The organism is Paraburkholderia sp. GAS32 (assembly GCF_050434225.1).
Classification (GTDB): Bacteria; Pseudomonadota; Gammaproteobacteria; order Burkholderiales; family Burkholderiaceae; genus Paraburkholderia; species Paraburkholderia madseniana.
In genome coordinates this window covers 180,839-198,042 of the sequence record NZ_JBNPVS010000009.1, presented here as the reverse complement: position 1 = coordinate 198,042, position 17,204 = coordinate 180,839, and the positions used below count along the sequence as shown (strand labels likewise).

Below are 17,204 nucleotides of genomic sequence, written 5' to 3'. Positions count from 1 at the left end.
GTACCGCCAGAAAGCCGCGCGAGCCGATACCCGACGCGCGGCGTGTGCGCCGCCCATAAGGGCGGCCATGCTACTAGGCGCTGCCGGAACCGCTCGAACTGGCCGAAGCGGCGGGTGCGGCAGCAGGCGTGGCGGCTGCGGCAGGCGTTGCGGCGGCGGCCGTGCCGTTGGCCGGAGCCGTGTCGGAATTCGCCGCGCCGCCGTTCCCGGCTGCAGCGTTTTCGCCCGAATTCGCATTCGAGCCGCCGTTCGCGTCGGGCTTGGCCGGCGCGCTCGCGCCGCCGTTACCGCCGCGGAAATCGGTCACATACCAGCCGGAGCCCTTCAACTGGAAACCGGCTGCTGTCACCTGCTTGCGAAAGGTGTCTTTCCCGCACTCGGGACACTGCGTCAACTGGGGGTCGCTCATCTTCTGAAGCACGTCCTTCCCGAAGCCGCATGACTCGCAACGATAAGCGTAGATCGGCATGAACTTTTCCCTACTGAAATCTTGTAAACGCTTGCAAAGCCTTGAATTATAGCCGCATATGGCTAGTCACCCGCGATTTTCGGGGACAAACGCCAGGCGCAGCCGCCGTTCACGTAAATGGGGGCGGCCGCTATCGAATCAAGTGCGGCCCGAGCCGCCGTCAAACGCGGCGGCGACGCGCTCAGGCACGACGGCGCCAGGTCATCCAGCGCTCATGGCCAGCAAAGACGGGAATCGAGTCGTTCACGGCTTCATCTTCGATCAGATCGAAGTGCGGCATGAGCAACGCGTCGAGTTCAGCGCGCTCGATGCCGAACGGCGGCCCCTTCGGCGTCGCGCCGATGAAAAAGAAACCCGCCAGCAACGCACCGGCCGGCAACAACTCGGCCATCCGTTGCGCGTAGTCTGCACGGCGCTCCGCCGGCAACGCACAAAAGAACGCGCGCTCGTAGATCCATGTCGGCGTGAACGGCGGTTCGTACGTGAAGAAGTCAGCCTGTTCGACCAGTTGCTCATGCTGCGCACCCAATTGCTTGTGCGCTGCCGCCACGGCAGCCGGCGAGAAATCGATCGCCCGGACTGGATTGCCTTGCTGCGCCAGCCAGAGCGCCTCGTAGGCACTGCCGCAGCCGGGAATCAGTACGGCGGCGCCGCTGTGCCGGCCAGCGAATGACTGGAACGCCGACGGCACGCCCGCCTGATCCCACGGCGTGAAATGGCGTTCGAAGCGTTCGTCCCAGAACTCGGGCGAGTTGGGATCGCGGGTCGCGAAGTCGGGTGCGGAAGGCGGGTTCGGGTCGCTCATGAGATGCCTCGTAGGAATCAGGTTCGGGATCACCCGCCGTAGGCGAACGCCAGAAACGCCCGTGCCAGCACCGCGCCGACACCCACCGCCACGCCGAATAGCAGCAAGCCTTGCAGCAGCCGGTTGGTACGCTTCTGCTCGAGCAGAATCTGGCGAATCATGTCGTCGTTCACGCCGCGCGTGTGGTCGTGACGCTGAGCCAGCACGTGATGAATCAGGCGCGGCAACTGCGGCAGTGTCTTGCTCCACTGCGGGGCTTCGATCTTCAGCCGCTCGTACCAGCCGCGTAGACCGATCTGCTCGTTCATCCAGCGTTCGAGATAGGGCTTGGCGGTCTTCCACAAGTCCAGCTCAGGATCGAGCGAACGGCCGAGCCCTTCCACGTTCAGCATGGTTTTTTGCAGCAGCACCAGTTGCGGCTGGATTTCCACGTTGAAGCGGCGCGAAGTCGAGAACAGGCGCATCAGCACCTGGCCGAGCGAAATATCCTTCAACGCGCGGTCGAAATAGGGCTCGCAAACTGCGCGGATCGCGCTTTCCAGTTCCTCGACCCGAGTCGTAGGCGGTACCCAGCCGGACTCCAGATGCAGCGTGGCGACACGGTGGTAGTCACGCTTGAAGAAAGCGAGGAAGTTCTGCGCGAGGTAGTTCTTATCGAAGTCCGACAGTGCGCCGATGATGCCGAAGTCGAGCGCGATATAGCGGCCGAAGTGCGCCGGATCGAGGCTCACCTGAATGTTGCCCGGGTGCATGTCGGCGTGGAAAAAACCATCGCGGAACACCTGGGTGAAGAAAATCTCGACGCCTTCGCGCGCCAGTTTCGGAATATCGACGCCGGCCGCGCGCAGCGTCTCCACCTGGCTGATCGGCACACCGACCATGCGCTCCATCACCAGCACGGTGGGCGTGCAGAACTCCCAGTACATCTCCGGCACCAGCAGCAGATCGAGCCCGGCGAAGTTGCGGCGCAGTTGACTGCCGTTCGCCGCCTCCCGCATCAGATCGAGTTCGTCGTGCAGATACTTGTCGAATTCGGCGACCACCTCGCGCGGCTTCAGGCGCTTGCCGTCGGCCCATAAACGCTCGGCCCAGACGGCGATGTCGCGCAGCAAGGCCAGGTCGGAATCGATCACCGGCAACATGTTCGGTCGCAGCACCTTCACGGCGACCGACTTGCCCGCGTGCTGCCCTGCTTTCACCTTGGCAAAGTGAACCTGCGCGATCGACGCGCTCGCCACCGGCACCCGCTCGAAATCGTCGAACAGCACGTCGACCGGTGCGCCGAGCGACTTCTCGACCAGCCCGATCGCCACCGCCGAATCGAACGGCGGCACTTGATCCTGCAGCTTGGCCAGCTCATTGGCGATATCGACCGGCAGCAGATCGCGCCGCGTGGACAGCACCTGGCCGAACTTGACGAAGATCGGCCCGAGGCTTTCGAGCGCGAGCCGCAAACGCACACCCGGCGGCGCGTCGAACTTGCGGCCGATGGTAGTGATACGCAGCAGCAGACGCACACGCCGGTCGTTGACGCGGCTGAGCATCATCTCATCGAGACCGAAGCGGATGACCGTAAAGAAAATCTTGAGGAAACGCAGAAAACGCATAGTTGTGCCCGATGACTAGCGCGTGCCGCGCAACGTGGCGGCGCCGCCCGGCGCATCTGCGCCGCGGGCTTCGACCCTCTGTTCAAGACGCTCGATGCGCTTTTCCACGCGCGCCAAAGCATCGCGGGCGCGGGCCAGTTCGACGTTGAAGTCTTCCAGCGCGGCACGCCGCACCAGTTGCGGGTTTTCGTCGAGCAGATACTCGGCGGCAGTGTCGAGCAGATTGCGCCCGGTGCGCCGCGCATGTTCGCCGACCGTACGCACGACCGATGCCACCCGCCACGCCGGACCGTCGCCGATCAGCTTTGCCAGATCCTCTTCCGGCTCCCAGCGCAGATGCTCGGCGAGCTTGGCGATCACGGTCGCAAACTCGGCGTCGCCTTCGATCTTCACGTGCTTCATCACGGCGGCCTGGCCGCCTTGCATGAAGGCAGGCAGCGCATCGGACGGTACCGAGATGGTCACATCGAACTGTTGCGCATCGGCTTCGTCGACCGCGCCAAGGTAGCCGTCGGGTTGCACCAGCAGCATCAGCACGACTGGCGGACAGGACAGTCTGGCGGTCTTGCCCGCGTAAGGGGCGAGGCGCTCACGAGCCCACGATTCGCGGGCGAGCAGATGATTGACAGCAGCAGCGAAGGGCTTGGCGGCGAGGGTCATTGAAAGTGGCAAGAAAAAACCCGCGCGGGCGAGGTGCCCGCGCGGGTTCCTATTGTAACGTCCGTTCGCTTCGCGGCTTGCTATGCCGAACGGCCAATGCTTTGTGCAAAATCAGGGCAAGCAGGGCTGTCCCGGGCCTGCCCTGCTGCTGGCTCAGTGCTGTGCCACCTGCTGAATGCCGGCCAGCAGCCAGCCTTCGCCAGGGCGGTTCGCCTTCGTCAGGTTCCAGACCTCGACGAACGGCTCTGCCGCCGCACCCGCCGATTCGCGGATCAAACCGGAGAAGCGCACGCTGGCGAAGTATTCGGTTGCACGTTCTTCAACACCCAGCAGCTCCGCGTTCAGTTGCACCACGTCGGTCTGATTGGACTCGGCACCGCGCGAGGTCAGATCGACCTTCACTTCCGCGAACATTTCCGGCGTGGTGAATTCGCGGATGTCTTCCGTGTTGCCGACGTCCCATGCGGCTTGCAGGCGTACGAAGTACACCTTCGCGTTGCGCAGGAACGCTTCCGAATCGAAGCCGGCCGGCACTGCCGGGGCAGCGTTGATCGACGGCGTGGTCAGCGGGTTGCCTTGCGGTTCGAGGTACGCGCCGGTGGGCGGAGCGTTGTAACGCGGCTCCTGCGTATAGCCGGTGCCGCCCGCATTCAGAGACGGTGCGCCGCCCGCGTACGCCGGTTGCGACGTATCGCGCTTGCGCCCCATGAAGCGGCGGATCAACCAGATGCCGATCATCGCAATCACCGCGATCACGATGATGTTGGCCATGGCGCCGGCGAACGCGCCGCCCAGACCGAAGTGCGACAACAGGGCCGCGATACCAAGACCAGCGGCAAGACCGGCGATCGGGCCAAGCCAGCGCGAGCGGTTAGGCGCTGCGGCCGGAGTCGGCGCGGGCGCCGGTGCCGGCTGCGCGCGCTGCTGCATGGCCTGATTGCTTTGGGAAGGTTGCGACGGGGTCGACTGTTGCTGAACCGTGTTCGACTGACGGCCGATGCTACGGCCGCCGCCCATGCGGCGGGCTTCCGCATCGAGCGAGGCGAGAGAGCCGGCCATGATCAGACCGACCACCGCGATCAGTCCGATTCTTCTCACCAACGACCTCGAAACCTTACGAGGAGATGACACACCTGAATCGGACATTTTCGTACTTTCCTTTAAAAATCGATGGGTTAGGGACCCTAGTATTTGGTCCCCACATGTAAAGCTACCACGCCAGCTGACAAATTGTAATATTTGACGCCGTCCAGGCCCGCTTGTTCCATCATTGTTTTTAAAGTTTCCTGATCCGGATGCATCCGGATCGATTCCGCGAGGTAGCGGTAGCTCTCGGCGTCTTTCGCAAAGCGGTCGCCGAGCCACGGCAACACCTTAAAAGAATAGACGTCGTAGACCTTTTTTAGCGGATCCCACACCTTCGAGAACTCCAGCACCAGCAGACGGCCTGCCGGCTTCAACACCCGCCGCATCTCCGCGAGCGCCACATCCTTGTGCGTCATGTTGCGCAAGCCGAAGGCCACGGTCACCACGTCGAAGTAATTGTCCGGAAAAGGGATCTTTTCGGCGTCGCAGAGCAGCGCCGGGGTGATCACGCCCTTGTCCAGCAGGCGGTCACGGCCCACGCGCAGCATCGATTCGTTGATGTCGGTGTGCCAGACTTCGCCGGTGTCGCCCGCCTGTTTGGCGAACGCCTTCGACAGATCGCCCGTGCCGCCCGCGATATCGAGCACCTTGAAGCCCGGCCGGACGTTGGCCTGGGCGATCGTGAACATCTTCCACGCCCGGTGCAACCCGCCCGACATCAGGTCGTTCATCAAGTCGTAGTTGGAGGCGACCGAGTGGAACACGCCCGCCACCTTCTGCGCTTTTTCCTGTTCGTCGACCGATTGAAAGCCGAAGTGGGTTTTGCTCATCGCGCTCGTCCTTTCGCGTATTCTGAAATGTTGCGCCGCATCAGCGCGGCGACCAGGGCGAATCGTATCAGTGACAGTGCCCGTGCGCAGCACCGGCTGGCGCCATTGGGGCATCGCGGTCGACGCCGGCCGCTGCCAGTTTGGCGAGATAGTCGCGCCAGAGTTCATCCTGACGGACGGCCATGTCGTACAGCAGGTCCCAGGAATAGATGCCGGTGGCGTGTCCGTCGGAGAAAGTCGGCTGCACCGCATAGTTGCCGACGCCTTCGATCATCGTGATCGTGACGTCGCGTTTACCGGTTTGCAAAGTTTCCTGGCCGGGCCCGTGGCCCATCACTTCCGCCGACGGCGAATACACGCGCAGCAATTCGAACGGCAGGCGATACGTTTCGCCGTTTGCGTACTGCAATTCGAGCACGCGCGATTTGGAATGCACGACCACGCCGGTCGGCACCGGGGTATCGGGAGTCAATCCACTCATGATGACCTCATAACAAAAAGCAGAGCAGCCCCAAGTTTTCCGCTCCGAGGTCCCTTGGGGGATTGGCCCGTCGGGGCGCTGGCGCGAAGCGGCTGGTTCGGCGGCGCTCAGCCAAATGCCCGTTCGATTTCTTGCCGCACCGCTTCACGCAGCAGGGTAGCTTGCGCGCGGCGCGACGACAGCATAGCTTCGGACACCGTGCGTTGGCGCGGCGCCCAGATCGGCAGCGGGAAATGAGCGTCGTTCGAAAAACGCGGTATCACGTGCCAATGCACGTGTGGCACCTGGTTGCCGAGGCTCGCCAGGTTGACCTTCACCGGCTGGAGAATGCGCCGGATCGCACGCTCGACCGCATACACGGCCCGCATCACGCGATCACGGTCGGTCTCGGCGAGATCGGAAAACTCTGCGACATGCTTGTTCCAGATCACCCGGCAAAAGCCCGGGTAGTCGTGTTCGTCGGCGAGGACGACACGCAGGGTGTCGTCCTGCCACAGCACATCGCCGCCATCTTCACGGCAAAAAACGCAGTCCATCGTCGTCCTCAGGCAAAAATCGTCAGTCGTGCCATTAAACCAGCACGCGCTCGATTCCGCCATTGTTCGCCCGCTGGACGTAGTCCGCCATCCAGTCTTCACCCAGCACGTGACGTGCCATCTCGACGACGATGTAGTCCGCCTCGGTGCCCGCGTCCTCGTTGTAGCGCGACAGGCCTTGCAGGCAGGATGGGCAGCTCGTCAGGATCTTCACCTCCGTGGCGCCGTTCGGTTGCGGCCCGTCGCCCGCCTTGAGCACGGAGCCGTTCGGCGCACCCGCCGCGCCGGTCGACGCATTGGCCGCGTTGATCCCATTCGCCCCCGCCTCAGCTACGAGAGGAATACCACGGAGCTTCGCTGCGCCCTTGCGCATTTCCTCTTCCTTGCGGAAACGGACTTGCGTCGAAATGTCCGGGCGCGTCACCGCGAGTGTGCCGGATTCGCCACAGCAGCGATCGTTCTTCTCGATCTTGTAGCCGTCGTTCTCCGACCCCATCAGCTGATTGACGAGCTTGACCGGGTCCATCGTCTTGATCGGGGAGTGGCACGGGTCGTGATACATGTAGCGCACGCCGTTCACGCCTTCGAGCTTGATCCCCTTCTCGAGCAGGAACTCGTGGATGTCGATGATCCGGCAGCCCGGGAAGATCTTCTCGAATTCGTAGCCGGCGAGCTGGTCGTAGCACGTACCGCACGACACCACCACCGTCTTGATGTCGAGATAGTTCAGCGTATTCGCGACGCGGTGGAACAGCACACGGTTATCCGTGACGATCTGCTCGGCCTTGTCGAACTGGCCCGAGCCGCGCTGCGGGTAGCCGCAGCACAGGTAGCCCGGCGGCAGTACCGTTTGCACGCCCGCTTCCCACAGCATGGCTTGCGTGGCCAGACCGACTTGCGAGAACAGCCGCTCGGAGCCGCAGCCCGGGAAGTAGAACACCGCTTCAGTGTCGGCGGTGGTCGTCTTCGGATTGCGGATGATCGGGACGATCTTGTTGTCCTCGATATCGAGCAAGGCACGCGCTGTTTTCTTCGGCAGATTGCCCGGCATCTTCTTGTTCATGAAGTGGATCACCTGCTGCGTGACCGGCGGCTTGCCGACCGTTGCCGGCGGGTGCGCCGTCTGCTTCTTCGCGAACTTCTTCAGCACGTCGTTGCCGAGACGCTGCGCCTTGTAGCCGATGCCCATCATCGCGGTGCGCGCGAGGTTGATGGTCTGCGGGTTGGTGGCGTTCAGGAAGAACATGCCGGCCGCGTTGCCCGGATTGAACTTCTTCTTGCCCATCTTGCGCAGCAGGTTGCGCATGTTCATCGTCACGTCGCCGAAGTCGATCTTCACCGGGCACGGCGTCACGCATTTGTGACAGACGGTGCAGTGATCGGCGACGTCGTTGAACTCGTCCCAGTGCTTGATCGACACGCCGCGGCGGGTCTGCTCTTCGTACAGGAACGCCTCGACCAGCAAGGAGGTGGCGAGAATCTTGTTGCGCGGGCTGTACAGCAGGTTCGCGCGCGGCACGTGAGTCGCGCACACCGGCTTGCACTTGCCGCAACGCAAACAGTCCTTGATCGACTCGGAAATCGCACCGATATCGGACTGCTGCATGATCAGCGATTCATAACCCATCAGGCCGAAGCTCGGCGTGTAGGCGTTGCGCAAATCGGCGCCTTCGAGCAGCTTGCCTGCGTTGAAGCGGCCATGCGGATCGACGCGCTGCTTATACGCACGGAATTCGCCGATCTCTTCGTCGGTCAGGAATTCGAGCTTGGTAATGCCGATGCCGTGCTCGCCGGAGATCACGCCGTCGAGCGAACGCGCCAGCTTCATGATGCGCGCGACGGCCGTGTGGGCGTCCTGCAGCATCTCGTAGTTGTCGGAGTTGACCGGCAGGTTCGTATGGACGTTGCCGTCGCCCGCGTGCATGTGCAGCGCGACGAACACGCGGCCACGCAGGACCTGCTTGTGGATCGCCTGGGCTTCTTCGAGGATTGGCTTGAATTCGCCGCCGTTGAAGATCTGACGCAACTCGGCCCGGATCTCCGCCTTCCACGACACGCGCACCGTACGGTCTTGCGTGATATGGAACACGGTCGCATCCGGCTGCGCGTCGGCGCGATCGGCAAACTTCTCCGCCAGCCCTTCGTAGCCGAGGCCGACCAGATAGTGCTGCGCCTCGCGCAAGGACAGATCGAGCTTGTCGCGCAGGAATTCCCAGCGCGTGCGCACCTTCTTCAGCATATCGAGCGCCTGCTGCACGCGATCTTCGAGCAACTCCGCGCTCGGGATCTCGTTGGCGTCGTCGCTCTTGCCGAGCGGCAGCTTGCCGCCTTTGAAGAACGCTTCGAGCGCGTCGACCAGTTGCAGCTTGTTTTTGATCGACAGCTCGATATTGATGCGTTCGATGCCGTCGGTGTACTCGCCCATCCGGTTGAGCGGGATCACCACGTCTTCGTTGATCTTGAACGCGTTGGTGTGCTTGGCAATCGCGGCGGTACGGCTGCGGTCGAGCCAGAAACGCTTGCGTGCTTCGGCGTTGACGGCGACGAAACCTTCGCCGCTCTTGCCGTTGGCCATGCGCACGACTTCCGAGGTCGCTTGCGCCACCGCGTCCGCATCGTCGCCGACGATGTCGCCGATCAGCACCATCTTCGGAAACGCGTTGCGCTTGCTCTTGGTCGCATAACCGACCGCGCGCAGATAGCGCTCGTCCAGATGCTCGAGGCCGGCGAGAATCGCGCCGCCCTGCTTCGACGTTTCGAACAGATAGTCTTTGATCTCGACGATGCTCGGAATCGCTTCACGGGCCTGACCGAAGAACTCGAGGCAGACCGTGCGCGTATGCGCCGGCATCTTGTGCAGCACCCAGCGCGCCGACGTGATCAGGCCGTCGCAGCCTTCCTTCTGCACGCCCGGCAGACCGGCCAGGAATTTGTCGGTCACGTCCTTGCCGAGACCTTCCTTACGGAATACGCGGCCCTTGATGTTGAGCGCTTCCGTACGCAGCAGTTTTTCGCCCGGCGCGTGGTTGCCGTCGAACCACTTCAGCTCGAAACGCGCGACTTCGATATCGTGAATCTTGCCGAGGTTGTGGTCCAGACGCGTGACTTCGAGCCAGTTCCCTTCCGGGTCGACCATGCGCCACCAGGCGAGGTTGTCGAGCGCCGTGCCCCACAGCACCGCTTTCTTGCCGCCCGCGTTCATCGCGACGTTGCCGCCGACGCAGGATGCATCCAGCGAAGTCGGATCGACGGCGAACACGAAGCCGGCCTGCTCGGCCGCTTCGGTCACGCGGCGTGTGACCACGCCCGCGCCGGAGAAAATCGTCGCCACCTTGCGCTCGACGCCCGGCAGTTCGGTCATCTCGACCGCGCCAAGTTGTTCGAGCTTTTCGGTGTTGATGACGGCCGAGAACGGCGTGAGCGGCACCGCGCCGCCTGTGTAGCCCGTGCCGCCTCCGCGCGGAATCACGGTCAGACCGAGCTCGAAACACGCCTTGATCATGCCGGCGATCTCGGCTTCGGTATCCGGCGTCAGCACGACGAACGGGTACTCGACGCGCCAGTCGGTCGCGTCCGTCACGTGCGAGACGCGGGACAAGCCGTCGAACTTGATGTTGTCTTTTTCCGTGACCTTGCCCAGCACCTTGGTCGTGCGACGGCGCAGATCGAAGGTCTTCTGGAATTCGCTCTCGAAATCGTCGACGGCACGGCGTGCAGCCGCCACCAGCGTTTCAACGCGAGCGGCCCGATCAATGCCCGCTTCGTCGCCGTGCTGGACCAGATCGGCGCGACGGCGCTTCTCGATCTCGCTCAGACGGTGATGGAGCGCCTCGATCAGCAGCGCGCGGCGCTTCGGATTGTCGAGCAGGTCGTCTTGCAGGTAAGGATTGCGGCGTACGACCCAGATGTCGCCGAGCACTTCGTACAGCATCCGTGCCGAGCGGCCGGTGCGGCGTTCCGCGCGCAGTTCGGCCAGGGCCGCCCAGGCTTCGTCGCCGAGCAGACGGATAACGATTTCGCGGTCGGAAAACGACGTGTAGTTATAGGGAATTTCGCGCAGACGCGCTTCGGGATCGGCGGCCACCGCAGTGGCGGCCCCGTGCGGATCGAAAACTTGAGGTGCGTTCATGTTTGGACGACTCGGTGGGTCAACCGGGCGCGCTCATCTCTGTGAGGCGTCGGCGGACGGTGCGCGTGGGGCGCAATGCTGGAAATCTTCTAGGGGAGCGAAGCGCAACCGACGGCCTACCCACATCAGTCGCTTCACGGCGCTCAGAGACAGCTACACGATCGCGCGTGGCGGACGTGACGCTCCGCCGCGGGGCAAGACTCACGCGGGACGGGCATCAAGTGGGCGATCCGAGGCTGCCAGTGCATCTTCCGATCCTTATTCCAAAATGGAATTCTACCCCATGATCCCGCCACGCGTTGACGCCTGAAATCAGGGTTGTGGCAGGACTTTTGGCGTTTTTGTGCTGAACGGCGCCCGTGAGCGCATACGAACGATTCTCCGACCGGACGGTCGGGTTGGACTTTGCCGGCGGCGCGCCGGGATACGGCCAAGGTTCACAGAGGGCCAGCGTGCACACCGTTGGCGCTATCATTGACCCTTTCCCGTCTCGCAAAGCGCACCGCGCCACCCGCATGGCTTCCCACGACTACCTGAAAAAAACCCTGACCGCGCGCGTCTACGACGTGGCCCGCGAGACCGAACTCGAACGCGCGCCGAATCTGTCGGCACGGCTGCGTAACCCGGTTTATCTGAAGCGTGAGGACAACCAGCCGGTGTTCTCGTTCAAGGTGCGCGGCGCGTACAACAAGATGGCGCATATTCCGGCGGACGCGCTGGAGCGGGGTGTGATTACTGCGTCAGCGGGCAATCACGCGCAGGGTGTGGCGTTGTCGGCGGCCAGGATGGGCGTGAAGGCGATCATCGTGGTGCCCGTGACGACCCCGCAGGTGAAGGTCGATGCGGTACGCGCGCATGGCGGAGCGACCGTCGAAGTCGTGCAGTTCGGCGAGTCGTACAGCGACGCCTACGGACATGCCGTGAAACTGCAGGAAGAACGCGGCCTGACGTTCGTCCACCCGTTCGACGATCCGTACGTGATCGCCGGCCAGGGCACGGTCGCGATGGAGATTCTGAGCCAGCATCAGGGCCCGATTCACGCGATCTTCGTGCCGATCGGCGGTGGTGGACTCGCCGCGGGCGTAGCTGCGTACGTGAAATCGGTGCGCCCGGAGATCAAGGTGATCGGCGTACAGACTGACGACTCGTGCGCGATGGCCGCTTCCTTGAAAGCCGGCGAACGGGTGACGTTGAATGAAGTGGGTCTGTTCTCGGACGGTACGGCAGTGAAACTGGTAGGCGAGGAAACCTTCCGCCTGTGCCGCGAATATCTCGACGACGTGCTGCTCGTGAACACCGATGCGCTGTGCGCCGCGATCAAGGACGTGTTCCAGGACACCCGCAGCGTGCTGGAACCGGCCGGCGCACTGGCCGTGGCCGGTGCCAAACAGTATGCCGAGCGAGAAGGCATCGAGGACCAGACGTTGATTGCAATCACGTCCGGCGCGAACATGAACTTCGACCGCATGCGTTTCGTGGCGGAGCGTGCTGAGGTGGGTGAAGCACGTGAAGCGGTGTTCGCCGTGACGATCCCGGAGGAGCGCGGCAGTTTCCGCCGCTTCTGCGAACTGGTGGGCACGCGCAGCGTCACCGAGTTCAACTACCGCATTGCGGACGCGAATTCAGCCCATATCTTTGTCGGCGTGCAGATCCGCAATCGCAGCGAATCGGCGCAGATCGCGGGCGCATTTGAAGCACACGGCTTCGCCACTGTCGATCTGACTTTCGATGAACTGTCGAAGCAGCACATCCGTTATATGGTCGGCGGCCGTTCGCCGCTGGCCCACGACGAACGTCTGTTCCGCTTCGAGTTTCCGGAGCGGCCGGGCGCGCTGATGAAGTTTTTGTCGTCAATGGCGCCGAACTGGAATATCAGCCTGTTCCACTATCGCAACCAGGGTGCGGACTACAGTTCGATTCTGGTCGGCATCCAGGTGCCGGAAAGCGAGAACAGCGAGTTTGAACGTTTTATCACGACGCTTGGCTATCCGTGCTGGGAAGAGACGCAGAATCCCGTGTACCGATTGTTCCTCGCTTGATCTTATTGGACTGAAACGCGCAGATGGCTCTTTCGCTTGTCGACAAACTGGTGGTGGCAATCTCGTCGCGCGCGCTGTTCGACTTCGAGGAAGAGAACTGCGTGTACGAGAAGGGCAACCTGCAAGCGTATGAAGCATTGCAGCGTGAGCGGCTAGCTGTGCCCGCCAAACCGGGTGTCGCGTTCCCGCTGATCCGCAAGCTGCTGGCCTTGAATGCCGGTGGCCATCGGGTCGAAGTGGTGATCCTGTCGCGCAGCGATCCGATCAGTGGATTGCGCGCATTTCATTCGTGCAGGGAGTATGGGCTGGCGATCGAGCGTGGCGTGTTCACACGTGGGCGCGCGCCATTTGGTTATCTGAAACCGTTGAACGCCTCGCTGTTTTTGTCTGCGAATCAGGACGACGTGCGCGATGCATTGGCTGCCGGATTTCCGGCCGCGCGCGTCTTGCCCGAATCGGCGAAAATGGCGAGCAAGTACCCGGACGAAATCCGGATTGCCTTCGACGGCGACGCCGTGCTGTTTTCCGACGAAGCCGAGCGCATCTTTCAGAAAGATGGCTTGCGGGCGTTCGTCGGCCATGAGATTCACAACAAGGATTTGCCGCTTGCGGATGGGCCTTTGAAGCCGTTGCTCGAAGCGCTGCACCGCCTGCAGAAACTCGCGGACGAAGCCGCACCGATGCATATTCGTACGGCATTGGTGACGGCGCGCTCGGCCCCGGCGCATGAGCGCGCGATCCGCACATTGATGGCGTGGAACATCGAAATCGACGAAGCGATGTTCCTCGGCGGCCTCGACAAGAGCGCGTTTTTGCGCGAGTTCGAGCCGGACTTTTTCTTCGACGACCAAATTGGCCACTGCGAATCGGCCCGCGTCGTGACGGCGACGGGGCACGTGCTGAGTGGCATCGTGAACGCATCATGACACCCGAACAATCACCGCTGGGTAAGGCTTCCACTTACACCGAACAATATGACGCTTCGCTGCTCTTTCCGATTGCCCGGAAAAATGCGCGCGAGGCGATTGGGATTGGCGCGCAGTTGCCGTTTTTCGGCACGGACATCTGGAATGCTTACGAGCTTTCCTGGCTGAACGCGCGCGGCAAGCCGCAGATTGCGGTGGCGACTTTCTTTGTGCCGGCTGATTCGCCGAATATCGTCGAGTCGAAGTCGTTCAAACTTTATCTGGGGTCGTTTGCGCAGACGGCTTTTGAGTCGATGGAAGTTGTACGCGACACGATCAAGCGGGATGTTTCCGCTTCATGCGGCGCGACGGTGTCTGTTCATCTGGCGGCGCCCTATGAGTTCGGCAAATTGCAGATGGAAGAGTTTGATGGGTTGTCGCTGGACCGGCTCGATCTCGATACCGATGTTTATCACCCTGACGCTTCGTTGCTGAAGGCTGCGTTCGACGAGTCGCCTGTCGAGGAGACGTTGGTTTCCAACTTGCTAAAGTCGAATTGTCCCGTGACGGGGCAGCCTGATTGGGGCAGTGTGCAGATTCATTATGTTGGGCCGCAGATCGATCATGCGGGCTTGCTGAGATACATCATTTCCTATCGGAATCACACCGGGTTTCATGAGCAGTGCGTCGAGAGGATTTTTATCGATGTGCTTAAGGCCTGCCGGCCGGTGAAGCTTGCTGTTTATGCGCGGTATACCCGCCGCGGCGGGCTGGATATTAATCCGTTCCGGACGAATTTTAATTTGCCTATGCCGGATAATTTGCGGTTAGCGCGGCAATAGGGATGCCTGGTTTTTTTGTGTCTGCGCGGCGCTTGTTGTCAGTGTTCTTAGGGCGTTGGCCTTTCCTTGTTTTGTTAGTGGTCTATTAGCGTTGCCCCTGTGCGGGGCGGCACCTACTTTTCTTTGCATGCCGCAAAGAAAAGTAGGCAAAAGAAAGCGGCTCAAACCGCTACTGCTAAGTGGGCACCGTGGTCTGCTGCGGGTAGTGGTGCATCTGGAATCTGTGTTCGTGCACCGGCATGCGCCAGTGACAAGGGCGTCATTCTTCCGGCGACGCTGCGCGCGCCGAAGAGTACTTCTTAAAACCTCCCGCTTCGTTTTGACGCTCGCGTCTCGCCACCGAACCGTGGCTCGTCATGGCGCCACCATCGCGATTGCGATTGGAACGGCAACCGCGGCTGTGATCGTGATCGGGACGGTGATTCAGCACACCGACATATCATTGAGGCGGGGTTCCCGGGGAAGTGCAGGAGCGCCTCGCCGAGGCGAAGCCGACGACCCCCACGGACCTCAACCGAAGCCCGTGGTTTCCCATGCATACCCGTCCGCGACGCACGTAGTGCGAAGTGGGAGCTGATGAGTCCTTTGTCACTAACGCGGAATGTGCGAGAACACGGATTCCAGATGCACCACTACCCGCAGCAAACCACGGTGCCCACTTAGCATTAGCGGTTTGAGCTGCTTTCTCTTGCCTACTTCTCTTTGCAGCCGGCAAAGAGAAGTAGGTGCCGCCCCGCACAGGGGCAACGCTAATAGACCACTAACAAAACAAGGAGAGGCCAAAGCCCCAGGCACACAGACAAACAAGCGCCGAGCAGGCAACCAAACCCAAATCAGCGCCTGCGGCGAACAAAAAAGACCATCAAGCCGAAGGCTTCTTATACGCCACGCAATCAACCTCAACCCGACAATCAATCACCATCGAAGAAACCACACACGCCCGCGCAGGCGGATTCTCCCCAAAATACTCCCGAAACACCTTATTAAACGAAGCAAAGTCACGCGGATCATCCAGCCACACACCACAGCGGACAACATGCTCCGCCCCATACCCAGCTTCCTTCAAAATAGCGAAAACATTCTGAATCGCCTTGTGCGATTGCTCAACGATCCCACCATTGATCACCTCGCCATTTTCCATCGGCGTCTGCCCGGAAACGAACAACCAGCCATCCGCTTCGACCGCCCGTGCAAAGGGCATATGTTGACCACCAGTACCCTTGCCACCCTCAACGCCATATCGCTTCATCATCCAACTCCTTAAAAAGTCAGGCACACGGCGCGAGCAACGCCACAACCGCTTGCCATGGAGGGTCAATCAGAAAACAAAAATCAAAACGCGCCGTGCGCATCACCCTTCGACGCCGCACCACGCGCCACAAAGTGCCCTGCCCGTTCGCCAGTCACCGCACCATCGCGGTAAGCCAACACGCCGTTCACCCACACCGCGTCGATTCCATCGGCCGCCTGTTGCGGCTTCTCGAACGTCGCCGCGTCGCGCACTTTGGCCGGGTCGAACAACACCAGATCCGCGTGATAACCGACGTGCACCTCGCCGCGCTGCGCCAAGCCAAACCGGCGCGCCGACAAACTGGTCATCTTGCGCACAGCCTCTTCAAGCGGCAGCAAACCGGCGTCACGCACATAGTGCCCAAGCACGCGTGGAAACGCGCCCCACAACCGCGGATGCGGCAACGGATCGTTCGGCAATCCATCCGAGCCGACCATCGTCGCGGGATGCGACAGAATGCGCCGCACGTCGTCCTCGGACATGTTGTGATACACCGCGCCCGCCGGCTGCAAACGCTTGCCGGCCTCCTGCTGCGTGACGCCCCACTCGGCAGCAATCTCCCTGATCAGCTTGCCCGCCATCTCGGGATGCGGCTCCGACCACGTAATCGTGATGTCGATGTCGCCCGTCACCTGCTTCACGTCGAGCGTCGACGAACTGCGGTTATACGGATAGCAATCGCAACCGATCGGTTGCAAACGACGCGCGCCTTCCAGCGACTTCAGCACCTCCTCGCTACGCCCCCAGTTCGATGGCCCCGCGCACTTCAGATGCGAAATCACCACCGGCACATGCGCGTGACGGCCCACCCGATACGCTTCGTCCATCGCGTCGAGAATCGCGTCGAACTCGGTGCGCATATGCGTCGTGTAAAGCGCGCCGGCGGCGGCGAGCGGCTCGGCCAGCGCCATCACTTCTTCGGTCGGCGCGGAGAAGGCGGAGCCGTACGCGAGCCCTGAGCTCAAGCCCAACGCCCCGTTCGACAACGCCTCTTCGAGTTGCGCGCGCATGCCGTCGATTTCCGCCGCGGTCGCCGCGCGATCGAGCCGGTCCATCTGATTGCTGCGCAACGCCGTGTGCCCAATCAACGCGCCGACATTCACTGCCGGACGCGCCGCGTTCACCGCTTCGACGTACGCAGCGAAAGTCGGGTACTGGAACGCATCGCGCTCGCCAAGCAGATTCATCGGATCAGGCGGATCGCCCTTCAACGACACTGGCGACGCACTGATCCCGCAATTGCCGACGATCACCGTCGTCACGCCCTGCGTGATCTTCGGCAGCATTTGCGGCGAACGGATCACGTGCGTGTCGTCATGCGTATGAACGTCGATGAAGCCGGGCGCCAGCGCGCGGCCGTTGGCCTCGATCACCTCTTCGGCAAGCCAGTTCGACAGATTGCCGATCGCGACGATGCGGCCGTCGCGGATCGCGACGTCGCGTTCGACCGGTGGCGCGCCCGTGCCGTCGTACAGTTGTGCGCCGACGATCAGCGTGTCGGCGGCTTCGGGATGCGAATGCATG

Annotated in this window: 14 protein-coding genes; 3 read left to right on the top strand and 11 right to left on the bottom strand. The window is 62.1% G+C overall.

The window, feature by feature from the left end; all coding sequences use genetic code 11:
- Positions 1-73: 73 nt before the first annotated feature.
- The 9 genes from P3T25_RS14080 to P3T25_RS14040 all read right to left on the bottom strand — a co-directional run bounded on the left by P3T25_RS14080 (position 74) and on the right by P3T25_RS14040 (position 10,603).
- Complete coding sequence (locus P3T25_RS14080; protein WP_266238492.1) at positions 74-469, bottom strand: FmdB family zinc ribbon protein; 396 nt, start codon at positions 467-469, stop codon at positions 74-76.
- Between the two features lie 181 nt (positions 470-650).
- Positions 651-1,274, bottom strand: a complete 624-nt coding sequence (locus P3T25_RS14075) for a methyltransferase domain-containing protein (protein ID WP_429358252.1) — start codon at positions 1,272-1,274, stop codon at positions 651-653.
- A gap of 29 nt (positions 1,275-1,303) precedes the next feature.
- The gene (ubiB, locus tag P3T25_RS14070; RefSeq protein ID WP_429358251.1) at positions 1,304-2,881 is read right to left on the bottom strand and encodes a ubiquinone biosynthesis regulatory protein kinase UbiB; all 1,578 of its coding nucleotides are present in this window, start codon (positions 2,879-2,881) and stop codon (positions 1,304-1,306) included.
- Between the two features lie 15 nt (positions 2,882-2,896).
- Positions 2,897-3,541, bottom strand: a complete 645-nt coding sequence (locus P3T25_RS14065; RefSeq protein ID WP_429358250.1) for a ubiquinone biosynthesis accessory factor UbiJ — start codon at positions 3,539-3,541, stop codon at positions 2,897-2,899.
- 153 nt (positions 3,542-3,694) lie between these two features.
- The gene (locus tag P3T25_RS14060) at positions 3,695-4,687 is read right to left on the bottom strand and encodes a Tim44 domain-containing protein (protein ID WP_429358249.1); all 993 of its coding nucleotides are present in this window, start codon (positions 4,685-4,687) and stop codon (positions 3,695-3,697) included.
- 38 nt (positions 4,688-4,725) lie between these two features.
- Positions 4,726-5,457 (bottom strand): bifunctional demethylmenaquinone methyltransferase/2-methoxy-6-polyprenyl-1,4-benzoquinol methylase UbiE, encoded by a 732-nt coding sequence (ubiE, locus tag P3T25_RS14055; protein ID WP_093646467.1) that lies wholly within the window; start codon positions 5,455-5,457, stop codon positions 4,726-4,728.
- A gap of 67 nt (positions 5,458-5,524) precedes the next feature.
- Positions 5,525-5,938, bottom strand: a complete 414-nt coding sequence (locus P3T25_RS14050) for a gamma-butyrobetaine hydroxylase-like domain-containing protein (RefSeq protein ID WP_171926264.1) — start codon at positions 5,936-5,938, stop codon at positions 5,525-5,527.
- A gap of 107 nt (positions 5,939-6,045) precedes the next feature.
- A complete protein-coding gene (locus tag P3T25_RS14045) occupies positions 6,046-6,474 on the bottom strand; it encodes an HIT family protein (protein WP_429358248.1) in 429 nt (142 codons plus the stop codon).
- Positions 6,475-6,508: 34 nt separating this feature from the next.
- Entirely contained in the window at positions 6,509-10,603 is a 4,095-nt protein-coding gene (locus P3T25_RS14040; RefSeq protein ID WP_429358247.1) for a DUF3683 domain-containing protein, read from the bottom strand.
- A 515-nt stretch (positions 10,604-11,118) separates the two neighbouring features.
- Here P3T25_RS14040 and ilvA point away from each other — a divergent pair.
- The 3 genes from ilvA to queF are packed head-to-tail and all read left to right on the top strand — an operon-like array spanning position 11,119 to position 14,389.
- The gene (gene ilvA / locus P3T25_RS14035) at positions 11,119-12,642 is read left to right on the top strand and encodes a threonine ammonia-lyase, biosynthetic (protein ID WP_429358246.1); all 1,524 of its coding nucleotides are present in this window, start codon (positions 11,119-11,121) and stop codon (positions 12,640-12,642) included.
- A 23-nt stretch (positions 12,643-12,665) separates the two neighbouring features.
- Entirely contained in the window at positions 12,666-13,568 is a 903-nt protein-coding gene (locus P3T25_RS14030; RefSeq protein WP_154565585.1) for a 5'-nucleotidase, read from the top strand.
- Positions 13,565-14,389, top strand: coding sequence for an NADPH-dependent 7-cyano-7-deazaguanine reductase QueF (gene queF, locus P3T25_RS14025; protein WP_054037665.1), 825 nt, complete (start codon positions 13,565-13,567; stop codon positions 14,387-14,389). Before P3T25_RS14030 ends, queF begins: the two co-directional genes overlap by 4 nt.
- An 862-nt stretch (positions 14,390-15,251) precedes the next feature.
- Here queF and P3T25_RS14020 read toward each other — a convergent pair.
- Positions 15,252-15,638, bottom strand: coding sequence for a RidA family protein (locus P3T25_RS14020; protein ID WP_028200605.1), 387 nt, complete (start codon positions 15,636-15,638; stop codon positions 15,252-15,254).
- Between the two features lie 83 nt (positions 15,639-15,721).
- Positions 15,722-17,203, bottom strand: coding sequence for an N-acyl-D-amino-acid deacylase family protein (locus tag P3T25_RS14015; protein ID WP_429358245.1), 1,482 nt, complete (start codon positions 17,201-17,203; stop codon positions 15,722-15,724).
- Between the last annotated feature and the right edge of the window lies 1 nt (position 17,204).

Bases quoted from the DNA above. Each gene is read 5' to 3' on its own strand.
- P3T25_RS14030 (WP_154565585.1), top strand. From the start codon at position 12,666: ATGGCTCTTTCGCTTGTCGACAAACTGGTGGTGGCAATCTCGTCGCGC.
- P3T25_RS14045 (WP_429358248.1), bottom strand. From the start codon at position 6,474: ATGGACTGCGTTTTTTGCCGTGAAGATGGCGGCGATGTGCTGTGGCAG.
- P3T25_RS14075 (WP_429358252.1), bottom strand. From the start codon at position 1,274: ATGAGCGACCCGAACCCGCCTTCCGCACCCGACTTCGCGACCCGCGAT.
- queF (WP_054037665.1), top strand. From the start codon at position 13,565: ATGACACCCGAACAATCACCGCTGGGTAAGGCTTCCACTTACACCGAA.
- ubiE (WP_093646467.1), bottom strand. From the start codon at position 5,457: ATGAGCAAAACCCACTTCGGCTTTCAATCGGTCGACGAACAGGAAAAA.
- ubiB (WP_429358251.1), bottom strand. From the start codon at position 2,881: ATGCGTTTTCTGCGTTTCCTCAAGATTTTCTTTACGGTCATCCGCTTC.
- ilvA (WP_429358246.1), top strand. From the start codon at position 11,119: ATGGCTTCCCACGACTACCTGAAAAAAACCCTGACCGCGCGCGTCTAC.
- P3T25_RS14080 (WP_266238492.1), bottom strand. From the start codon at position 469: ATGCCGATCTACGCTTATCGTTGCGAGTCATGCGGCTTCGGGAAGGAC.
- P3T25_RS14020 (WP_028200605.1), bottom strand. From the start codon at position 15,638: ATGAAGCGATATGGCGTTGAGGGTGGCAAGGGTACTGGTGGTCAACAT.
- P3T25_RS14050 (WP_171926264.1), bottom strand. From the start codon at position 5,938: ATGAGTGGATTGACTCCCGATACCCCGGTGCCGACCGGCGTGGTCGTG.
- P3T25_RS14015 (WP_429358245.1), bottom strand. From the start codon at position 17,203: ATGCATTCGCATCCCGAAGCCGCCGACACGCTGATCGTCGGCGCACAA.
- P3T25_RS14065 (WP_429358250.1), bottom strand. From the start codon at position 3,541: ATGACCCTCGCCGCCAAGCCCTTCGCTGCTGCTGTCAATCATCTGCTC.
- P3T25_RS14060 (WP_429358249.1), bottom strand. From the start codon at position 4,687: ATGTCCGATTCAGGTGTGTCATCTCCTCGTAAGGTTTCGAGGTCGTTG.
- P3T25_RS14040 (WP_429358247.1), bottom strand. From the start codon at position 10,603: ATGAACGCACCTCAAGTTTTCGATCCGCACGGGGCCGCCACTGCGGTG.